Raw genomic sequence first — 18,957 nt, forward strand, 5'->3', positions numbered from 1 at the left:
CCCGCCCCGGTGCCGTGCCGCCGTCTGGAAAGCTGGACGCATGCGCGTCGCCCTGCTGGGCCCGCTGCGTGCGGCGGAAGACGACGGCACCCCGATCGACATCGGCGGTGCCCGCCTCCGCATGCTCCTGGCCAGGCTCGCCCTGGACGCCGGGCGCGCGGTGCCGGCGGACGCGCTCGTCGACGGCCTGTGGGGCGGCGAACCGCCGTCCGACGCGGCCAACGCCCTGCAGTCGCTGGTCTCGCGGCTGCGGAAAGCCCTGCCGGTGGCGGTCGAATCCGGGCCGGGCGGCTACCGGCTGGCGGTCTCGCGCGAAGAGGTCGACGCGGAACGGTTCGAACGGCTCGCCGCCGACGGTCGCCGCGAGCTGGCCGCGGGCCGGGACGCCTACGCGGCGGAGCTGCTCGCCGAGGCACTCGGTCTCTGGCACGGCGACGCGCTCGCCGACGTCCTCGACGCGCCTTTCGCCCACGCTCCCGCGCGGCGGCTCACCGGGCTGCGGACCGAGGCCGCCGAGGACCGGTTCGAAGCCCTGATCCGGCTCGGTGAGCACGCCCGGGTCCTGGCCGACCTGACCGCCGCGGCCGAGGCCGACCCGCTGCGCGAACGGCTCGCCGGGCTGCGGATGCGGGCGCTCTGCGCGGCCGGGCGGCAGTCGGAGGCGCTGTCGGTCTACACCGGGATCCGCCGCACGCTGGCCGACCAGCTCGGCGTCGACCCGTCGGCCGAGCTGCAGGAGATCCACGTCGCCGCGCTGCGGGGCGAGCTCGCGCCGCCGGCCCCGGTGGCCGACCGGCTGCCGACCCGGCTGACGACGTTCATCGGCCGCGACGACGAGCTCAAGCTGCTGGCCGAACTGCTCGGCGGCGCCCGGCTGGTCACCTTGACCGGGCCGGGCGGGGCGGGCAAGACGCGGCTGGCCACCGAAGCGGCGTCACGGCACCCGGCGCAGCAGCGCGGCCGCGTGTGGTTCGCCGCGCTGGCCGGCGTGCGCGACCCGGACGACCTCGGCGGCGCGCTGCTGGGCGCGCTGGAGATCCGCGACATCCGCAGCACCGACACCGAGATGCGCCGCCCGCTGGACCCGCTCGACCAAGCCCTCGAGGTGCTCGGCGGCGCGGAAGCGCTGCTGGTGCTGGACAACTGCGAGCACGTCGTGGACGCCGCCGCGAGGCTGGCCGACGAGCTGCTGCAGCGCGCGCCGCGGCTGCGGATCCTGGCCACCAGCCGCGAGCCGCTCGCCATCACCGGGGAAGCGCTGTGCCCGCTCGGCCCGCTGCCGGTGCCCGCCGAACGCGCCGCGCCCGCCGAAGCCGCCGAGCTGGACTCGACGCGGTTGTTCCTCGACCGGGCCGCGGCCGTCCGCCCCGACTTCGTGCTCGACGAGTCCACTGTGGACCAGGTCGGCGAGATCTGCCGGCGGCTCGACGGGATGCCGCTGGCGCTGGAGCTGGCCGCGGCCCGGCTGCGGTCGATGACCGTGGCCCAGATCGCCGGGCGGCTCGGCGACCGGTTCCGGCTGCTCACCTCGGGCAGCCGGACGGCGCTGCCCCGGCAGCGGACGCTGCGCGCGGTGGTCGAATGGAGCTGGGACCTGCTGACCGAGGCCGAGCTGGTGCTGGCCCGGCGGCTTTCGGTGTTCGCCGGCGGGGCCGAGCTGGGTCCGGTGGAAGCCGTCTGCGCGGACGAGCTGCTGCCCGCGGCCGACGTCCCGTACGTGCTCGGCAGCCTGGTCGAAAAGTCCATTGTGGACACCGTGGACGGCGGGTTCGGTGAGCCGCGGTACCGGATGCTGGAGACGTTGCGCGCCTACGCCACCGAGCGGCTGGTCGAGTCGGGCGAGCGCGACCGGACGCGCCGCGCGATGGCCTCCTGCTACGCCGAGCTCGCGCAGCGGCTGGAACCGACGCTGCGCACCGCCGAGCAGCTGCGCGCGATCGACCAGTACGAGGCCGAGAACGCGAACATGATCGACGCCCTGCGCGGTGCGATCGAGATGTCCGATGTGGACAACGCGGTCGCGTTGCTGGACGGGATGTTCTGGTACCTGACCATCCTCGGCCAGGGTCACCGGGTCGGCGGCCTGATCCGCGAGACCCTCGACTTCGGCGACCGGCTGCCGCCCGCGGTCGGGGCGGCCTACCGGGCGCTCTTCTACCTCATGGACGCGATCCCGGTCCGGTCCGAGCAGAGCGAGATCCTCCGGCTGGTCGACGAGTGCGTGCGCACGAACGCGGTGGAGCGGTACCCCGGGCTCGCGGTGGCGCTGCCGATGCTCGCTTTCCTCGGTGGCGACCGCGAAATCGCCATCCGCGAGGTGCGCCGGGCCCAGGCGAGCGGGGACACCTGGACGCGTGCCGGGGGCCACTGGGTGGAGAGCTTCCTCCTCGACGACGCGGGCGACGTCGCGGGCGCGGACCGGGCGCGCGATCTGGCGCACACCGGGTTCGCCGAGGTCGGCGACCGCTGGGGCACCGCGATGACGTTGAGCTTCAAGGCGTACGCGCTGTCCCAGGACGGCGACAGCGCGAAGGCCATCGAGACCTACCAGGAGGGCCTGGCGCTCTCGATCGAGCTGCGGTCGTTCGAAGACGCCGTGCAGCACTGGTGGCGGCTGGCCGTGGAGCGGGCGCGCACCGGCGACTTCGAAGGGGCCTGGCGCGACCAGGAAGCCGCGGAGCGCTACGGCGAGGGCATCACGAACCTGCAGCACCGGGCGATCCTGATGTTCGGGCGGCTCGAACTGCTGCTGCGCACGGGCGAGCTGGTCGAAGCGCGGGCGCTGCTCGACCGCGTCACCGCGATGGGCGGCGACGACTGGTTCCCCGGCGGCATCGGCGACGAGTTCGTGCACGCCTTCGAGGCGCGGATCCTGCTGGCCGAGGGCCGGCCCGACGAGGCGGAACCGCACGCCGTCGTCGCGGTCCGGGCGACGAGCAAGCGCGGTGACATGCCGGACATGGCCGGCGCGGTCGAACTGCTGGCGATGATCCGCGAGCAGCAGGGCGAGCACGAGACGGCGGCCCGGGTGCTCGCTGCCTCCGCCGTCATCCGCGGGCGGCTCGACCTCGGCAGCCCCGAGGTCCGCGCGCTCATCGACGACCTGCGCGCGGTGCTGCCCGACTACGACGCGAAGTACGAAGAAGCCAGGGCCGTGTCCAAAAAGGACACGATCGCCTGGCTCCTGGCCGAACTGGACTGAAACCGGTCGTGAGTGGTCAGGCGGGTGCTGACCCGCCTGACCACTCACGACCTCCCCTGGTGCGGAACACCCCCGTGTCTCCGCGCCCTCACACCCGCCGGCGGTAGGCCCACGTGGCCAGCGGGAAGAACACCACGACGGCACCGGCCATCCAGGCCAGCGCGCCGGCCAGCGGCGCGGCGACGGCGCCGCCGTTCATCAAGCCGCGCAACGCGTTCGCCATCAGGCTGACCGGGCTGATGTCGGCCCACGCCCGCAGCCAGCCCGGCATCGTGGACGTCTGCACGAACACGTTGCTGCCGAACGTCAGCGGCATGATGAAGACGAACATCAGCGCCTGCGCCGAACCCGGCGTCTTCATCAGCATGCCGACGAACACCGAGCCCCAGCAGAAGCAGAGGCCGAACGCCAGCGCGAGCAGGATGGCCACGGCGAACTCGCCGGGGCTGGTCGCGATCCGGTAGCCCATCAGCGTCGCGACGACCATCAGCACCACCAGGCAGACCAGGTAGCGCACGACGTCGGCGAGCACGGCGCCGACCAATGGTGCCGAGCGGGCGATCGGCATGCTGCGGAAGCGGTCGAACACGCCCTTGGTGACGTCGGTGTTGAGCTGCACGCCGACGGTCAGGCAGGCCTGCAGGATGTTCATCACGATGATGCCGGGCACGACCATCTGCAGGTAGGCGTCGGTCGAGCCGGAGAGCGCGCCGCCGAACAGGTAGACGAAGATGACCAGGAAGACGATCGGCATCAACGTGACGTCGGCGAGCTGCTCGGGGTTCTTGCGGATCTTCAGGATGCCGCGCCAGGCCAGCGAAAGCGAGTGCTGGAGTCCCTTGACGGGGGTGATGTGCCGCGGCGGGGCCGGGCGGTCGAGCGCCAGCGTTGTCATGCCAGGCTCCCTTCGAGGTCGCGGGTGGTGTCCTCAGCGGACGGTTCGGCCGCGTGTCCGGTCAGCGCGAGGAACACCTCGTCGAGGCTGGGCAGCCGCAGCGCCAGCTCGTCCGCGGTGATCCCGGCTTCGTCCAGCTTGCGGACCAGGGTGGACAGCAGCACCGGGTCGCTGACCGGCGCGGTGAGCAGCCCGGTCCCGGTGTCGCGGGACGGCCGCACCCCGCTGAGGTCGGCGAGGATCCGGTCGACGGCGTCCATGTCGGACAGCTGCGTCGGGCGCACCTGCAGCGTCTGCCCGCCGACGCGGCGCTTCAGCTCGTCGGCGCGGCCGTCGGCGACGACGCGGCCGTGGTCGAACACGGTGATCTTGTCGGCCAGCTGGTCGGCTTCCTCGAGGTACTGCGTGGTCAGCAGCACCGTGGCGCCCTCGGCGACGAGGCCGCGGACGACGTCCCAGACCTCGTTGCGGGCGTGCGGGTCGAGCCCGGTGGTCGGCTCGTCGAGGTAGAGCACCTCCGGGCCGCCGACCAGGCTCGCGGCCAGGTCGATCCGCCGCCGCATGCCGCCCGAGTACGTCCGGACCGGCCGCTTGGCCGCCTTGGTCAGCTCGAACCGCTCGATCAGCTCGGCGGCCCGCTTCTTGGCGTGCGCGCGGGGCATCCCGTAGAGCCGTCCGATGAGGACCAGGTTCTCGGTGCCGTTCAGGTCCTCGTCGACCGACGCGTACTGCCCGGTCAGGCCGATCAGGCCGCGGACCCGGACCGGGTCCTTGACGACGTCGTAGCCCCCCACGGTGGCTCTCCCGCCGTCGGGTTTCATCAGGGTCGCCAGGATCCGGACGGCGGTCGTCTTGCCGGCGCCGTTCGGCCCCAGCACCCCGACGACCTTGCCGAAGGGGACTTCGAGGTCCACCCCGTCCAGCGCCTTGGTTTCCCCGAAGTGTTTGACCAGGCCCTCGGCCTGGATCGCGTGCGACATGGGCGTCCTCCTTCGCTCGTCGCGGGTTCTGGCACCACTGTGGACGGCGGCGCTGGCAGGCCGCGCACAGCGCGCTGGCAGGCGCTGGCAGCCGCTGGTGGAGATCTTGTGGAGGAGTTGCCGGTGCCCGAGCCGTCCGCGCCGGGGCTGGGCATACTCGGCGGCATGGTGGTTGCGGAAGAGACGCGGTCGCGGCGGAAGAACCCGCTGGTCACGGCCCTGCTGGTGGTACCGGTGGTGCCGTTGGCCGGGCTGGCGGCGCTGCGCCTGATCGGCTACGACGGCGACTGGTACACCCTGATCGCGCTGTCGCTGACGCCGTACGCGGCGGCCGCGGGCGTGCTCGCCGGCGGGCTGGCGCTGGCCTGCCGGCGCTGGTGGGTCGGCGGGGTCGCGCTGGTGCTGGCGATCGCGCTGGCCGTGCTCGTGGTCCCGCGCCTGTCGGCGAGCGAGCAACGCGAAGTGCACGGTAAGACACTGCGCGTGCTCTCGTCGAACCTGCTCTACGGCCAAGCGGACCCGAAGGCGATCGTCGACCTGGTGCGCGAGCAGCGGATCGACGTGCTGAACCTGGTCGAGATGACGCCGCGGGTGGTCGACGGGCTGGCCGCGGCCGGGCTGTTCCAGCTCCTGCCGAACCGGGTGCTGCACCCGGCGCCGGGCGCGTTCGGCTCGGGGATCGTGTCGCGCTTCCCGCTGAAGGAGGTCAACCTGACCGGCGACTCGACGGCCAAGCAACCGGGCGCCCAAGCCGACCTCGGCGACGGCGTGACGGCGGAGATCGTCGCCGTCCACCCGATCTCCCCGGACGTCGACACCCCGCAGTGGGAGCGCGAGATGAAGGACCTTTCCCGCGCGGCGGGCGAGCACGGCCTGCGCATCCTGGCCGGCGACTTCAACGCGACGCTGGACCACGCGGCGTTCCGCACGGTGCTGTCCCGCGGCTACAACGACGCGGCGGAGGAGCACGGCTCGGCGCTGACCCCGACGTGGCCCTCGTCGCTGCCGGTGGTGACGATCGACCACGTCGTGGTCGACAACCGCGCGGCGGTGCAGGACTACCGCGTGTTCGACGTCCCGGGCAGCGACCACCGTGCGGTGTTCGCCGAGGTGCGCCTGCCTTAGGTCAGGAGGGCTCGCGGGTTTCCAGTGCGCCGGCGCCGACGGCCCACGCCGTCAAAGGAGACGGAGGACCTCGGCCATCAGGGCATTTACGCGAGCCCTCGGCGGAAGGTCTTCCATCTCGATGAAGCTGGGTGAGCTGCCGATCTGCCGGTGCAGCACATCGTCCGCCTGTCCCCTGAACTCGGCGAGGAACTTGATGTACTTCTTGTCGCTCCTCGACCAGCTGTGGTTCGCGGCCACCGCATCGAAATTCCGCTGACCGAAAATCGGGGGGATGTGATCGAGGATGGTTCGAAGCAGCGCGTGGCAGGCGTACGGGTTCCGTTGGGCGAAGTTCTGGTTCAGCTCGCTTGTGAGTCGCAAAAGCTTGTCGAGGTCGAATGAACTGGCTTCACTTTTCGCCTTGAGTGATTCGGTGATGCGGCTGCTCACATAGTTGTTGGAGCTGTCAGGCTTCGTGTCGACTTCTGCAGTGGTCGACTCTTGTGCTGCGACTCCGATGAAGTTCGACCCCGCGTAGATCGGTCCCGAGAAATCCAGGTAGCTGATTTCTCGATCGATGGTTTCGGTTACGTGTTCGACGTACTGGCGCAGCTCTGTCATGTCTTCGTAGTCGAGGACGTGCTGGTCGATGGCGATAGCCCAGTTCGACGATTCGGTGGGAATTTCAACCCTGGTGGCGATGTTGAAGGGCTCGTGCTGCAAGATCATCGGAAGAAGAGCGATGAATTCCTCGTCGAGTCCGAAATCGGTCCTGAGTTCGGCGGCGTCGATGCGGGGGTCGATCAGTTTGACAGGGTCATTCGGCGCCTCGTGGATCTTCCTGGCGCACGCTCGCAGGAAGGACATGAAGCCGACGCCCGCATCGCTGTACTCCGGCAGGTGAAGCGTGGCAGCCATGGTCAAGAACACTTCGCTCTGTGGCTGAAGGTTGTGGCGGTCGTACCACACGGTGCTGTAGCTCGGGCCGACTATCTGCCGGGCCCCTGCAATCGGCAGGGTCTTGATGACTTCGGGGCCGCGGTACCCGAGCCGGCGCATTTCCGTTTCGACGTAGCGCCACTTGGGGCGAACTCGTCTGGAGAAGGCCGGCTCGGCGATCACGCGAAGCAGTGCTACTTGTGGCTCGGTCAGGGCTGCTGTCAGATCGGTCACGATCGCTACCTCGGTGGGCTCGGTCAACTAGTGTCCTGAGTCTTAATTTCGTGGCCAGTGTCTAGGATGCTGTGATGCCAAGCCCGAAGCTGCCGCCGCTGATGTTGAGCGATGAGGAACGCGAGACGTTGCTGCGGTGGTCGCGTCGCCGGACCACGGCGCAGGCTTTGGCACTGCGGTCGCGGATCGTGTTGCGCTGCGCGGATGGCGGCTCGAACTCGGAAGTGGGCGACGAGTTCGGGGTGAAGCGTCACACCGTGGCGAAGTGGCGGTCGCGGTTCCTCGCCGACGGGCTGGAAGGCCTCTCGGACGAACCGCGACCGGGCGCGCCGCGCACCGTCACCGACGAACGCGTGGAAGCGGTGATCGTGAAGACCCTGGAGCAGTCCCCACCTGATCAGGACACACACTGGTCGACACGGTCGATGGCCGTAGCCACCGGCATGTCGCAGTCGACGGTGTCACGGATCTGGCGGGCGTTCGGCCTCAAACCGCATCAGGTTCAGACGTGGAAGCTCTCACGAGACCCGCAGTTCGTGGAGAAAGTCAGGGACGTGGTCGGGTTGTATCTCGCCCCGCCGGACAACGCGATCGTGCTGTGCGTCGATGAGAAGTCGCAGATGCAGGCCATCGACCGGACCGCGCCCACGTTGCCGATCATGCCCACCACGCCGGCGCGGATGACCCACGACTATGTGCGCCACGGCACGACGAGCCTGTTCGCCGCGCTGAACCTGGCCACCGGGTCGGTGATCGCCCAGCATCACCGACGGCACAGGCATCAGGAGTTCCTGAAATTCCTCAAGACCATCGATGCCGCGACGCCGGGTGATCTTGAGTTGCACCTGGTCTGCGACAACTACGCCACCCACAAGACTCCGGCGATCAAGAACTGGCTGCTGCAGCATCCACGCTTCCACGTGCACTTCACCCCGACCAGCGCTTCCTGGCTCAACCTGGTCGAACGCTGGTTCGCCGAGCTGACCAACCGCAAGCTCCGCCGATCCGCCCACCGCAGCGTTACCGAACTCGAAGCCGACGTCGAGGCCTGGATCGGCGCCTGGAACGACGACCCCAAACCCTTCGTCTGGACCAAGACCGCCGACCAGATCCTCGACACCCTCGCCGCATACTGCCAACGAATTAACGACTCAAGACACTAGCTTTGCTTCCCGCTCACGAGGGCTTGCAGGGTTTCCAGTGCGCCGGCCGCGATGGAGACGCCGCGGTTGTGGCGGATCTGCGGTTCGCGCGGGTTGATCCGGATCAACGCGCCGGTCGCCGCGCTGGCCAGTTCGCTGTAGCGGCGGACCGTCGGGACCGCCTGGCCCGCGCCCAGCTCCACGACCACGAGGTCGCGCGCGGTGCGCCGCCACGCCGTCAGCTCGTCGAGCTGGGCCTGGCTGCGGTCCGGGACCCAGTCGTAGTCGCCGAACATCAGGATGTTGGGGCGGGCGAGCCCGCCGCAGCGGGGGCACGCCGGGAGGGGCGGCACCGCGCGCATGGTCTCTTCGTCGATGGCGACGTCGAGGCCGGCCGCGGGCCGGATCTCGGAGGTGCACCCGGAAAGGCACTGCAGGTGGTGGATCGAGCCGTGCGCCTCGGCGACGTGCGCGAAACCCGCCGCCTGGAACTGTCCGTCCACATTGGACGTGAAAACCCGGGTGCCGCCGGGCAGCTTCTCGCCGAACTCGAGGAGCAGCCGGAAACCCTCGTGCGGCACGGTTTCGCGGTACAGCGCCAGCCGGTGGCCGTAGAAACCCCAAGCCAGCTCGGGATCGTCGGCGAAGTGCCGCGGGTCGGCGAGCTCTTCGAACCGCAGCCCGAGCCGGGCGTACGGCGGGTACGCGCGCCAAAACCCTTCGCCGCCGCGGAAGTCCGGCAGGCCGGAGTCGACGCCCATGCCGGCGCCGGCGCAGATCAGGAGTGCGCCGGCGCCGTCGAGCAGCTCCGCCGCGCGAGCGAGCTCACTCACCCGGCTTCGAGCCGAGGACGACCTCGAATTCCAGCAGGTTCGCGCCGGTGGAAACGGGCTTGGCGCGCTCGCCGGAGTGCGCCGCCGCGGCCGGGCCGCCCTTCGCCCACGCCTGGTAGGCCTCTTCCGTCTCCCACTTCGTGTACACGAAGTAGCGCGTCTCACCGGAGACCGGGCGCAGCAGCTCGAACCCGAGGAACCCGGGCTGCTGGTCGACCGCGTGCATGCGGGCGCCGAAGCGCTTCTCCAGTTCGGGGCCGGCGCCTTCGGGGACCTCGATAGCGTTGATCTTCACGACACTCATGGCTCCAGCGTAGTTGGCTCCGCGGTGTGACCCGAGCCACTGTTGGTGTCATGGGGAGCACCGAGCGGGACCTGGCCACCGACATCGCCCGGATCGTCCGCGCCACCGCCGACGAGGTGGCGGGCGGCGCGGGCAACGAGCTGATCGACCGCGTGACCGGCCACCTGGAGGCGCCGCTGCCGGAAGTGGTGGTCGTGACGCGCAACTGGCCGATGTGGGAGCACGCCAACATCCAGCGCGGCGTCGACGCCTACCTCGCCGAGCACGGCACGGCCGTCGGCTGGTTCGGCATCGCGGGCGGCCAGCGCACGCACGAGGACCTGATCGGGATGCTCGCCACCGCGCGCAGCAAAGGGATGTACGAGCTGGGCTCGGTGGACTACACCACCACGGCGACCGGCCCGCACGACGCGACCGAAGCCGTCCAGCTGGGGCTGGTCGGCACGAGCGCGCCGGGCGGCGAGCCGGTGCTGGTGGCCATCCGCGGCGCGACCCCGCAGTGGGGCCTCGAGCAGTGCCGGCTGGAGGTCCTCTCGACGTCACGGGCGACCGCCACCGAAGTGCGCGACCGCGTCGAGCGGCTGATGGCCGAGCACGACCTCCTGCGCGGGCAGGTGCTGGCCTTCGGCACCAGCGAGCACCGCGCCAACGAACTCCTCACGTTCCTCCCGCGGCCCGCCCTGACCGACGAGGAGGTCGTGCTGCCGGAGGGCGTGCTCGACGCGATCGAGCGCCACACGGTCGGCATCGCCGAACACGGCGGCCGGCTGCCGGCGGCGGGCCAGCACCTCAAGCGCGGCCTGCTGCTGCACGGCCCGCCCGGCACCGGCAAGACGCACACGGTCCGCTACCTGATGGGCCGCCTCCCGGCCACCACGGTGATCATCCTGACCGGTACGGCGATGCGCTTCGTCGGCAAGGCCGCCGAGCTGGCCCGCCGCCTGCAGCCGAGCGTGGTCGTGCTCGAGGACGTCGACCTGATCGCCCAGGACCGCAGCTACGGCCCGCAGGTGCAGCCGCTGCTGTTCACCCTGCTCGACGCGATGGGCGGCGACGCGGACGTGACGTTCCTGCTGACGACCAACCGGGCGAGCGAGCTGGAGAAAGCGCTTGCGGACCGCCCGGGCCGGGTCGACCTGGCGGTGGAGATCCCGCTGCCGGACGCGGTGGGCCGTGAAGCGCTGCTTCGCTTGTACGGCCGCGGTTTGCGGTTGACGGCGGATCTCGCGCCGATCGTCGAGGCGACGGAAGGGGTGGTCGGGGACGAGGAGCTGACGACGGCGTTGCGGGAGATGCAGGACGCGCGGAGTGCACTGACGCGGTCGTTGCTGGGCAGCTCAGCTGCGCAGTGAGCCGGGGAAGAGGTCGGCGTCCGCGGGGAGTGTCGTGCCGTGGAACCATGCCGTGAAGAACTGGCGCAGGTCCTTGCCGCTCACCTTCGTCGCCATCGCCTCGAAGTCCGGCCACGTCGCGTTCGCGTGGCGGAAGCGGGCGGGCCACTCCTTCAGCAGCCGGCCGAACGCCGGGTCGCCGATTTCGCGGCGCAACGCGTGCAGCGCCAGGATTCCCTTGTTGTAGACACCCTCGAACTCGTGGCCCTGCCCCATCCCGACCAGCTTCTGCGACCAGAAGTCCGTGCTGCCGCGGGTGATTTCGATCGCCGCGCGGTAGCGGTCGTCCAGGCTCTGGCCCTCGCGCTCGGCCCACAGCCACTGCGCGTACGACGCGAAGCACTCGTTCAGGCAGATGTCGGACCAATCGCGCAGCGACACCGAGTCGCCGAACCACTCGTGGGCGTTCTCGTGCACCAGCGTCGGCAGGTCCGCCCACTTCGCGTACGTCGGCCGCGTCTGCGTCTCCAGCGAAAAGTGGACGTCCTCGTTCAGGAAGATGCCGCCCGCCGCCGACTGCGGGTACGGGCCGAACTCGGCGGTCAGGAAACCGAGCACCTCGGGCAGGCGGTCGCCGATCGCGCGGTGGGCCTCGGCGCCCGGGGCGTACGCCGACACCACCGGGGTGCCGTCGGGCAGGGTCGACTTGTCGACGCTGAACTTGCCGATCGCGATCGTCGTCAGGTAGCTCGCCACCGGGTTCGGCTCGGTCCAGGTGCCCGGCGGGCCCTCGCGGCCGTTCGAAATCACCGTCCAGCCGGCCGGGACGTGCGCCGTGAGCGTGAAGGTGGCCTTGTCGCGCGGGGTCTCGTTGACCGGGTACCAGAACGCCGCCGAGTGCGGCTCGCCGACCATGAACGCGCCGCCGTCGGCCGAGCGCTGCCAGCCGTTCTCGCTGCCGCCCTCGTGCGGGGTCTTCGCCGGCTCGCCGCCGTAGGTCACCCGCGTGCGGAACGTCGCGCCCGCGCGGACCGGCGACGACGGCGTGATCACCAGCTCGTGCGCCTTCTCCCGGCTGAAGCGGGCCGGCTGCCCGTCGACCTCGACGCTCCGCACGGTCAGCCCGCGCAGGTCGAGGTCGAAGCGGCTGAGGTCCTGGGTGGCCTTCGCGGTGACCGTCGTGTCGCCGTCGAGGTGGCCGCTCGGCGGGTCGTACGTGACGCCCACCTGGTAGCCGAGTGCGTCGTAGCCGCCGTTGCCGTCATCCGGGTAATACGGATCACCGGCGCCGGCCGCACCCGGGAAGGGGTGCATCGGCGGCGGCTGGGGCACGCCGGGGACGGCGTCACCGCCGCAGGCCGCGGCGAGGATCACCGCGGCGCAGACGGCGAGGGCAGCGAGTCGGCGGCGCATACGAACACCATAGGAGACGAGGCGAAGCGCAGCTTCTCGGTTGAGGTGGTGGCGGAGTGGGGATGGAAAGCGATCACTCGGTCACGTTCCGCACCAGGCCTTTTGTGGTTAGGTGGCCGCGTGCTCTGTTTCGGCGGCACCGGCGTGCCGATCGTTCTGCTCCACGGATTGATGGGCCGCGCGCGAACGTGGCGGCGGGTCGCGGAGTGGCTTCGCCCCTACGGCGCGGTGTACGGCCTCGACGCGCGTGGCCACGGCAGCGCCCCGCGCGTCGGCCCGTGGACGACCGAGCGCTTCACCGACGACGTCGCCGAAGCGCTCCGGACCCTCGACGCGGGCCCGGCCGTGCTCATCGGGCATTCGATGGGCGGCCTGCACGCGTGGACGACCGCCGCGCGCTACCCGGAGCTGGTGCGCGCGGTCGTGTCCGAGGACTTCGCGCCGGACCAGCGCGGCCGGACCGTCGAGACCTGGCGCGGGTACTTCGAGAGCTGGCCCGTGCCGTTCAAGTCGCTCGGCCACGTCCGCGAGTTCTTCGGCGACGCGGGCGAGTACTTCGCCGACTGCGTCGAGGAGCGTGAAGACGGCTACCACCTGGTCGCCGACCTGGAGGACCTCTACGTCATCGCGGCCGAGTGGGGCCGCCGCGACTACTGGGACGTCGTCGACGCCATCCGCTGCCCGCTGCTGCTGGTCGAGGGCGAGCACACGGCGATGCCGCCCGGCCAGCAGGCCGCCGTCGCGGCGCGCGTGCCGGGCGCGAAGCACCTCGTCGTGCCCGGGTCCGCGCACCTACCGCACGACGAGGCCCCGGAGACCTACCGAGGCGCGGTCGAGGCCTTCCTGAGCAGCGTCCTCGCCCGCTGAAGCCCGCACTTTCACGTGAAAGTGCGCACCTGGGGGCCGCACTTTCACGTGAAAGTGCGCTTCAGGTGCGGGACAGGTCTGCCCGCCAAGCGGCGGTCGAGCGGTCGGAGGGGACGATCAGCGGCCAGACGTCGGCGCCGAGGAAGCCGGTTTCGTCCGCCGCCTTCGCCGCGGTGCAGGTGTCCTGCTCGAGGCCGGCCCGGGCGGACAGCGCGGCCACGGCGTCCGTGGTGGACTTCCCGAAGACGCCGTCGGTCGGCACGTCGAAGCCCGACGATCGCAGGAACTGCTGCGCCAGCTGCACCTTCTTGCCGGTCGCGCCCGGCTTGAGCAGCGGCCACTCCGCCTCGGTGCGCGCGACCGAGACGCCGAGGACGCGGCCGACCGCGGTCCGCAGCTCCGGCAGCCGGTCGTAGAGCACCTGGCCGCAGCACTCGGTCGAGTTGAAGTCGCGGTGGCCCTTGATGAACTCGGGCGTGATCGAGTACTGGTGCGCGATGTAGGCGACCAGCCCGACCAGCGAGTTCCACAGCGCCGTCGTGACGTCGACCGTGCTGTAGAGGCCTTCGTTTTCGATGCCGATGCACTCGCTGTTGTGGTTGCCGACGTTGGCGCCCTGGACGTGCTGGGTGCCGCCGCGCAGGATTTCGAGGCTGCGGTGGCGGCCCTCGGTGACGTAGCCGCCGCGGCTGTTCGTGAACTGCTGGCCGGTGTCGATCCAGCCGCGCGTGTCCATGTGGAAGTTCTGGATGTCGCGCGAGATCTGGAGGGCGTGCGCCAGCGAGTAGTCGGTGTTGTTGCCCGGGTCCACCGTGTGGTGCACGACGATGTACGTCGGCCTGTGGTTCTCCACCACGATCGCGCCGCTCGCCGGCCGCGCGCCCCACTCGGACGTCGGGTGGATCGTCGGTGTCGGCACGGCCGCCGCGGCCGTCCCGGTGGTCGTCATCCCCAGTGCGCCGGCCGCGGTCGCGGTCGCCCCCGCTTTGAGCAGGGTCCGGCGGTCAACAGTGACCATGCGGAGAAAGGTAACCCCGCATCGCGCCGATGACAACTATTGACCAACTTTGGTCGTAGTGCGTCAGTGTTCACCCGGTAGTGCGAAGAGACCGTCGCGGGTTTGTTCGAGGAGACCGTCCGTCAGCAGCGAATCCAGGCAGCGGTCGCGCTGCCCGGCGTCGTGCCAGACGAGGTCCAGCCTCGCCTTCTCGACCGGTCCTTCGCTGCCGCGCAGGACGTCCAGCAGCCGCCCGCGGACCTGCCGGTCGGTGCCGGCGAACTTCTGCACGGGCTTGGCCGGGCCGGCGTACTCCGGGCGCCCGGCCAGCTGCCACGCGCATTCGTCGTAGATCGGGCAGTCGGCGCACTTCGGCGAGCGCGCGGTGCAGATCAGCGCGCCGAGCTCCATGATCGCGGCGGAGAACTTCGCGGCGGGCGCGTCCTCGGCCGGCAGCAGCGCCTCGACGTCGTTCATGTCCCGGGTGTTCGACGCGGGCCCGGCGTCCCCGGCCCCGTGCACGGCCCGCGCGACGACCCGCCGCACGTTGGTGTCGACGACGGGCGCCCGCCGCCCGTAGGCGAACGCGGCGACCGCCCGGGCGGTGTAGGCGCCGATCCCGGGCAGCGCGAGCAGGGTGTCCACATCGGACGGGACGACGTCCCCGTGGTCGCGCGCGATCACGCCGGCGGCTTCGTGCAGCCGCAGCGCGCGGCGCGGGTAGCCGAGCTTGCCCCAGGCCCGCACGACTTCGCCCTGCGACGACGCGGCCAGCGCCGAGGGCACCGGCCAGCGCGCCAGCCACTCGTGCCAGATCGGCTGCACCCGGACGACGGGGGTCTGCTGCAGCATGATTTCGCTGACCAGCACACCCCAGGCCGAGCAGTCCGGCTCGCGCCAGGGCAGGTCCCGGCCGTGCGCGGAGAACCAGTCGAGCAGTACGTCAGCGTCCACAGCCACGCCGGGAGGCTACTTCGCCTGCTTCGGCAGCTCGCGAGCGACCTCGGCGGGCGACGGCATCCCGGCGATCTCCTCGGCCAGTGCTCGGGCGGCGTCGCGGCAGGCGGCCGCCTGCCGGGCTTGCTCGGTGACGGCGTCCGCGCTCAGCTCACCGGGCAGGAGACGTACCGCGGCGCCGGCGGCGAGGAGCGCTTCGGCGTTGGCGAACTGGTCGGCGCCCTGGGGCAGGACCAGCTGCGGGACACCGGCGGCGAGCGCGCCGAGGGTGGTGCCGCTGCCGCCGTGGTGCACGACGAGGTCCGCGTGCGGCACGACCTCGGTCTGCTCCACCCACGCCCGGACGGTGACGTTGCCCGGCACCTCGCCGAGGTCCGCCGGCGGCACCCGGCCGGTGGCGACGACCACGTGCTCGCCGAGCGCGGCCAGGCCGCGGATCGCCGTGGTGAGCACCTCCGGGGTGCCGAACGCGGTGCCGAGCGTCAGGAAGATCAGCGGTCCGCCGGCCACGGGCGGCGCCGGCTCCGACAAGGGCACCGGGCGCAGGGCGATCCGCTCGGCGGTCGCGAGGAAGCCCGCGTCCTGCAGCGAAGGCGGGCAGATGTCGACGTGCACGCCACCGGACGGGCGCTCGAACCCGATGCCCTCGGGCACCAGCCTGCCGAAGCCGTGCCAGAGCGCCGGGATCCCGGCGCGCCGCGCGGCGACGCCCGCTTCCGGGACACCCCACCCGTGCACGACCAGGTCCGGCCGCAGCCGCGCCAGGTCCGGCGCCAGGTCTTCGGCGTAGATCTCGTAGAACGCGTCCGCGGGCCGGAAGGGGCCGAGCCCGAGCCGGCGCAGCGGCGCGTGGACGTGCTCGCCGGCGGCGAAGTGGACTTCGTGCCCGACGTCCCGCGCCGCGATCGCGAGCGGGACCATCGGGTACGTGTGGCCGGCCGACGCCAGACCGGCGAAAAGGACCCGCAAGGCCTACTGGACCTCGGTCAGCTTCCCGGTCTTCACGTCGTAGACGAACCCGCGCACGTTCTCCGTGTGCGGCAGGTACGCGCTGCGCCGAACCCGCTCCACGGACGTCCGGACGCTGTTCTCGACGTTGCGGAACGCCTCGACCGACCACGTCGGGCGCAGGCCGGTGTCGGTCTCCAGCTCGTCCTTGAAGTCGTCCTCGGTGACCATCGAGAGGCCGCACTCGGTGTGCTGCACGACCAGCACCTCGCGGGTGCCGAGCTTGCGCTGCGAGAGGGCCAGCGAACGGATCATGTCGTCGGTCACGACGCCGCCCGCGTTGCGGAGGACGTGCGACTCGCCCTGCAGGAGGCCGAACAGCTCGAACACCCGGATCCGGGCGTCCATGCAGGTCAGGATGGCCACCTGGAGCGAGGGCTTGGGGGACGACCGGTCACCGGGCGTCACCTCGCCGAGTTCCTGGTTGCGCTTGAGCAGTACGTCGATCGAGGTCATCGGTCACCTTCCGGCCAGTGGCCCCGCGGCGCGGGCTTGTCCACCCCATTGGACCGGGCGGTGCGCGATCGAGCAATGCAGTACGAGCAATGTCACGGGTTTCTACCCGCCGAACCAGGGCTCCTCGACCGTCCGCGGCGGCCCCGACGTGCGCCCGACGCGCAGTTCGGTGGGCAGCGTGATCACCTTCGGCGCGCTGCGCTCGGCGGAACCGAGCAGCAGGCGCCCGGCCGTCTTGCCCTTCTCGAGCACCGGCTGGTGGACCGTGGTGAGCCCGATCCGCTCGGCTTCGGCGATGCCGTCGAAGCCGGTGACGGTCAGGTCCTGCGGTACGCGCAGCCCCCGCCGTTCGGCCTCGGCCATGGCGCCGAGCGCGAGGATGTCCGAGGTGCAGATCACGGCCGTGATCTGCGGATATGCGTCCAGTAGCTGGCGTGCCGCCGACGCGCCGTCGTCCACCGTGTGGTCGAAGCGCTCGACCACCGGGACGCCGGCCCAGTCGACGCCGGCCGCCGAGAACGCCACGGCCAGGGCTTCCAGGCGGGTGCGCTGGACGTGGAAGTGCGCGCCGCTCTGGCGCGCCGGGGACACGAAGTCGTCGTTGCGCTCGCGGGCCAGCCGCATGCAGATGACGCCGACCTGCCGGTGGCCGAGGCCGACCAGGTGCTCGGCGATCTTGCCGACGGCGGCGGCGTCGTCCGGGCCGACGCGGTCGATGCCCTCGATGCTCGGCTGGTCGATGATCACCGTCGGCACCGGGCGCTCCAGCACGGCGGCCAGGCTCGGGTCGTCGTCGGGCACGGAGTAGACGACGAACCCGTCGACGCCCGCGCGGTGCACCGCGGCGACGTCCTCGCGGCCCGGGCTCGCCGGCACCAGGTGGAGGCCGACACCGGCGTCTTCGCAGGCCAGGGCCAGTCCTTCGAGCACGCCGACGGCGGCGGGGTCGCGGAAGGCGTAGGAGAGGTTCTCGGTGAGCAGCAGCCCGACGGCGCCGGCCCGGCGGGTGCGCAGGGAGCGGGCGACCGGGTCGGGCCCGGGGTAGCCGAGGCGCCGCGCGGTCTCGAGGACCCGGCGGCGCAGTTCGGGGGACAGCTGGTCCGGCCGGTTGTAGGCGTTGGACACCGTGGTCCTGGACACACCGAGCTCCGCCGCGAGCGACGCCAGCGTCGCCTGCCTCCGGGTGCGAATAGGACGTCCCATCAGCAAACCGTAACGGTTCAGATCGAATTCATGAAGAGACACCCCGCGTGGTCGATGTCTCGATCCGCATGCGCGAAGACGCATACACCAAACCGGGATCGGATGGCCAGGAAGTCATCCGGATGGGGTAAGGTGAATCTGACAACGGTTTCCATTAGCGTCTCCAGGAGTTCCGCATGAGTTCCCGCCGCACCAGGAACGTGCTCGCCGCCGCTTCGGCCCTGTCCCTCTTCGCGCTGGCCGCGTGCTCCGGCGGGACATCCGGTTCCGACGGCGGCGCGCAGTCCGGTGGCTCCGAAAAGATCAAGGTCGTCGCCTCGACGGACGTCTGGGGCAGCGTCGTCAGCGCCGTCGGCGGCGACAAGGTCGAGGTCAAGTCGGTCATCCACGACCCGTCGGCCGACCCGCACTCCTACGAGACCACCGCCGACGACGCCCTCGCGGCGAAGGACGCGAAGCTGCTCCTGTCCAACGGCGGCGGGTACGACGAGTTCTTCGACAAGCTCACCGGCCAGGCCGGGGACGCCAAGAAGCTCGTCGCGTACGACATCGCCGCGACCGGCGACGAGAACGAGCACGTCTGGTACGACCTGCCGGGCGTCGGCAAGGTCGCCGACCAGCTCGCGGCGCAGCTCGGCGAGCTCCAGCCGGCGTCGAAGCAGGCGTTCACCGACAACGCGGCCGCGTTCAAGGCGAAGGCCGGCGCGCTGGAGAAGCGCCTCGGCGAGCTGGGTGCGTCGCACCCGGGCACGAAGGTCGTCGTCACCGAGCCGGTCGCGCACTACCTGCTCGAGAGCGCGAAGCTGACCGACGCGACGCCCAAGGCGTTCTCGGACGCGGTGGAGAACGACACCGACGTCCCGGCCGGCGCGGTGAACGAGTACCAGCAGCTCATCGCCACCAAGCAGGTCAAGGCGCTGATCAACAACGCGCAGACGGTCACCCCGCTGACCCAGGACGTCGTCGGGCGGGCGAAGGCCGCCGGGATCGGCGTCGTGGACGTGACCGAGACGCTGCCGCAAGGTGTGACGGACTACATTGGCTGGATGACCGGGGAAGTGGACGCGCTGGCAGGAGCGTTGAAGTAGC

The 18,957-nt window shown here is 71.1% G+C and carries 17 protein-coding genes; 6 read left to right on the forward strand and 11 right to left on the reverse strand.

What is annotated here, in order from left to right; translation table 11 throughout:
* Window positions 1–40: 40 nt before the first annotated feature.
* Window positions 41–3,202, forward strand: coding sequence for a BTAD domain-containing putative transcriptional regulator (locus MUY14_RS40080; protein ID WP_247017487.1), 3,162 nt, complete (start codon window positions 41–43; stop codon window positions 3,200–3,202).
* Window positions 3,203–3,290: 88 nt separating this feature from the next.
* On the opposite strand, the gene MUY14_RS40085 is transcribed toward MUY14_RS40080, so the two are convergent.
* Both MUY14_RS40085 and MUY14_RS40090 read right to left on the reverse strand, forming a co-directional pair.
* Window positions 3,291–4,097: an ABC transporter permease gene (locus tag MUY14_RS40085; protein WP_247017489.1), complete on the reverse strand. Its 807-nt coding sequence runs from the start codon at window positions 4,095–4,097 to the stop codon at window positions 3,291–3,293.
* Window positions 4,094–5,077: an ATP-binding cassette domain-containing protein gene (locus MUY14_RS40090; RefSeq protein WP_247017491.1), complete on the reverse strand. Its 984-nt coding sequence runs from the start codon at window positions 5,075–5,077 to the stop codon at window positions 4,094–4,096. Before MUY14_RS40090 ends, MUY14_RS40085 begins: the two co-directional genes overlap by 4 nt.
* A gap of 165 nt (window positions 5,078–5,242) precedes the next feature.
* Here MUY14_RS40090 and MUY14_RS40095 point away from each other — a divergent pair, with 165 nt between their 5' ends.
* Window positions 5,243–6,202 carry an endonuclease/exonuclease/phosphatase family protein gene (locus MUY14_RS40095; protein ID WP_247017493.1) on the forward strand — a complete coding sequence of 320 codons (960 nt, stop codon included), beginning with the start codon at window positions 5,243–5,245 and terminating at the stop codon, window positions 6,200–6,202.
* A 51-nt stretch (window positions 6,203–6,253) separates the two neighbouring features.
* Here the strand turns inward: MUY14_RS40095 and MUY14_RS40100 are convergent, their stop codons facing one another.
* Window positions 6,254–7,384, reverse strand: coding sequence for a hypothetical protein (locus MUY14_RS40100; RefSeq protein ID WP_247017495.1), 1,131 nt, complete (start codon window positions 7,382–7,384; stop codon window positions 6,254–6,256).
* Between the two features lie 47 nt (window positions 7,385–7,431).
* Between MUY14_RS40100 and MUY14_RS40105 the strand changes: the two genes are divergently transcribed.
* Window positions 7,432–8,520, forward strand: coding sequence for an IS630 family transposase (locus MUY14_RS40105; RefSeq protein WP_247017498.1), 1,089 nt, complete (start codon window positions 7,432–7,434; stop codon window positions 8,518–8,520).
* On the opposite strand, the gene MUY14_RS40110 is transcribed toward MUY14_RS40105, so the two are convergent.
* Both MUY14_RS40110 and MUY14_RS40115 read right to left on the reverse strand, forming a co-directional pair.
* Window positions 8,517–9,332, reverse strand: a complete 816-nt coding sequence (locus MUY14_RS40110; protein ID WP_247017500.1) for a Sir2 family NAD-dependent protein deacetylase — start codon at window positions 9,330–9,332, stop codon at window positions 8,517–8,519. The two genes, MUY14_RS40105 and MUY14_RS40110, sit on opposite strands and share 4 nt — an antisense overlap.
* Window positions 9,325–9,636 (reverse strand): antibiotic biosynthesis monooxygenase, encoded by a 312-nt coding sequence (locus MUY14_RS40115; protein ID WP_247017502.1) that lies wholly within the window; start codon window positions 9,634–9,636, stop codon window positions 9,325–9,327. Before MUY14_RS40115 ends, MUY14_RS40110 begins: the two co-directional genes overlap by 8 nt.
* Before the next feature lie 50 nt (window positions 9,637–9,686).
* Between MUY14_RS40115 and MUY14_RS40120 the strand changes: the two genes are divergently transcribed.
* Window positions 9,687–10,988 (forward strand): ATP-binding protein, encoded by a 1,302-nt coding sequence (locus MUY14_RS40120; RefSeq protein ID WP_247017504.1) that lies wholly within the window; start codon window positions 9,687–9,689, stop codon window positions 10,986–10,988.
* On the opposite strand, the gene MUY14_RS40125 is transcribed toward MUY14_RS40120, so the two are convergent.
* Window positions 10,974–12,380, reverse strand: coding sequence for a M1 family metallopeptidase (locus MUY14_RS40125; RefSeq protein WP_247017506.1), 1,407 nt, complete (start codon window positions 12,378–12,380; stop codon window positions 10,974–10,976). The two genes, MUY14_RS40120 and MUY14_RS40125, sit on opposite strands and share 15 nt — an antisense overlap.
* Window positions 12,381–12,500: 120 nt before the next feature.
* On the opposite strand from MUY14_RS40125, the gene MUY14_RS40130 reads away from it, so the two are divergent.
* Window positions 12,501–13,247, forward strand: a complete 747-nt coding sequence (locus MUY14_RS40130; protein ID WP_247017508.1) for an alpha/beta fold hydrolase — start codon at window positions 12,501–12,503, stop codon at window positions 13,245–13,247.
* 61 nt (window positions 13,248–13,308) lie between these two features.
* On the opposite strand, the gene MUY14_RS40135 is transcribed toward MUY14_RS40130, so the two are convergent.
* From MUY14_RS40135 to MUY14_RS40155, 5 genes are all read right to left on the reverse strand, one after another.
* Window positions 13,309–14,265 (reverse strand): N-acetylmuramoyl-L-alanine amidase, encoded by a 957-nt coding sequence (locus MUY14_RS40135; RefSeq protein WP_247017510.1) that lies wholly within the window; start codon window positions 14,263–14,265, stop codon window positions 13,309–13,311.
* Between the two features lie 63 nt (window positions 14,266–14,328).
* On the reverse strand, window positions 14,329–15,204 hold the full coding sequence (locus MUY14_RS40140; RefSeq protein ID WP_247017512.1) for an A/G-specific adenine glycosylase: 876 nt from the start codon (window positions 15,202–15,204) through the stop codon (window positions 14,329–14,331).
* A 9-nt stretch (window positions 15,205–15,213) separates the two neighbouring features.
* Window positions 15,214–16,170, reverse strand: a complete 957-nt coding sequence (locus tag MUY14_RS40145; RefSeq protein WP_247017514.1) for a glycosyltransferase — start codon at window positions 16,168–16,170, stop codon at window positions 15,214–15,216.
* Between the two features lie 3 nt (window positions 16,171–16,173).
* A complete protein-coding gene (locus MUY14_RS40150; RefSeq protein WP_247017516.1) occupies window positions 16,174–16,665 on the reverse strand; it encodes a carbonic anhydrase in 492 nt (163 codons plus the stop codon).
* Between the two features lie 102 nt (window positions 16,666–16,767).
* Window positions 16,768–17,868: a LacI family DNA-binding transcriptional regulator gene (locus MUY14_RS40155; protein ID WP_247017518.1), complete on the reverse strand. Its 1,101-nt coding sequence runs from the start codon at window positions 17,866–17,868 to the stop codon at window positions 16,768–16,770.
* A gap of 176 nt (window positions 17,869–18,044) precedes the next feature.
* Between MUY14_RS40155 and MUY14_RS40160 the strand changes: the two genes are divergently transcribed.
* Window positions 18,045–18,956: a metal ABC transporter solute-binding protein, Zn/Mn family gene (locus tag MUY14_RS40160; RefSeq protein WP_247017520.1), complete on the forward strand. Its 912-nt coding sequence runs from the start codon at window positions 18,045–18,047 to the stop codon at window positions 18,954–18,956.
* The last annotated feature ends 1 nt before the right edge of the window (window position 18,957 follow it).

The organism is Amycolatopsis sp. FBCC-B4732, assembly GCF_023008405.1.
In the GTDB taxonomy this organism is placed as follows: Bacteria; Actinomycetota; Actinomycetes; order Mycobacteriales; family Pseudonocardiaceae; genus Amycolatopsis; species Amycolatopsis pretoriensis_A.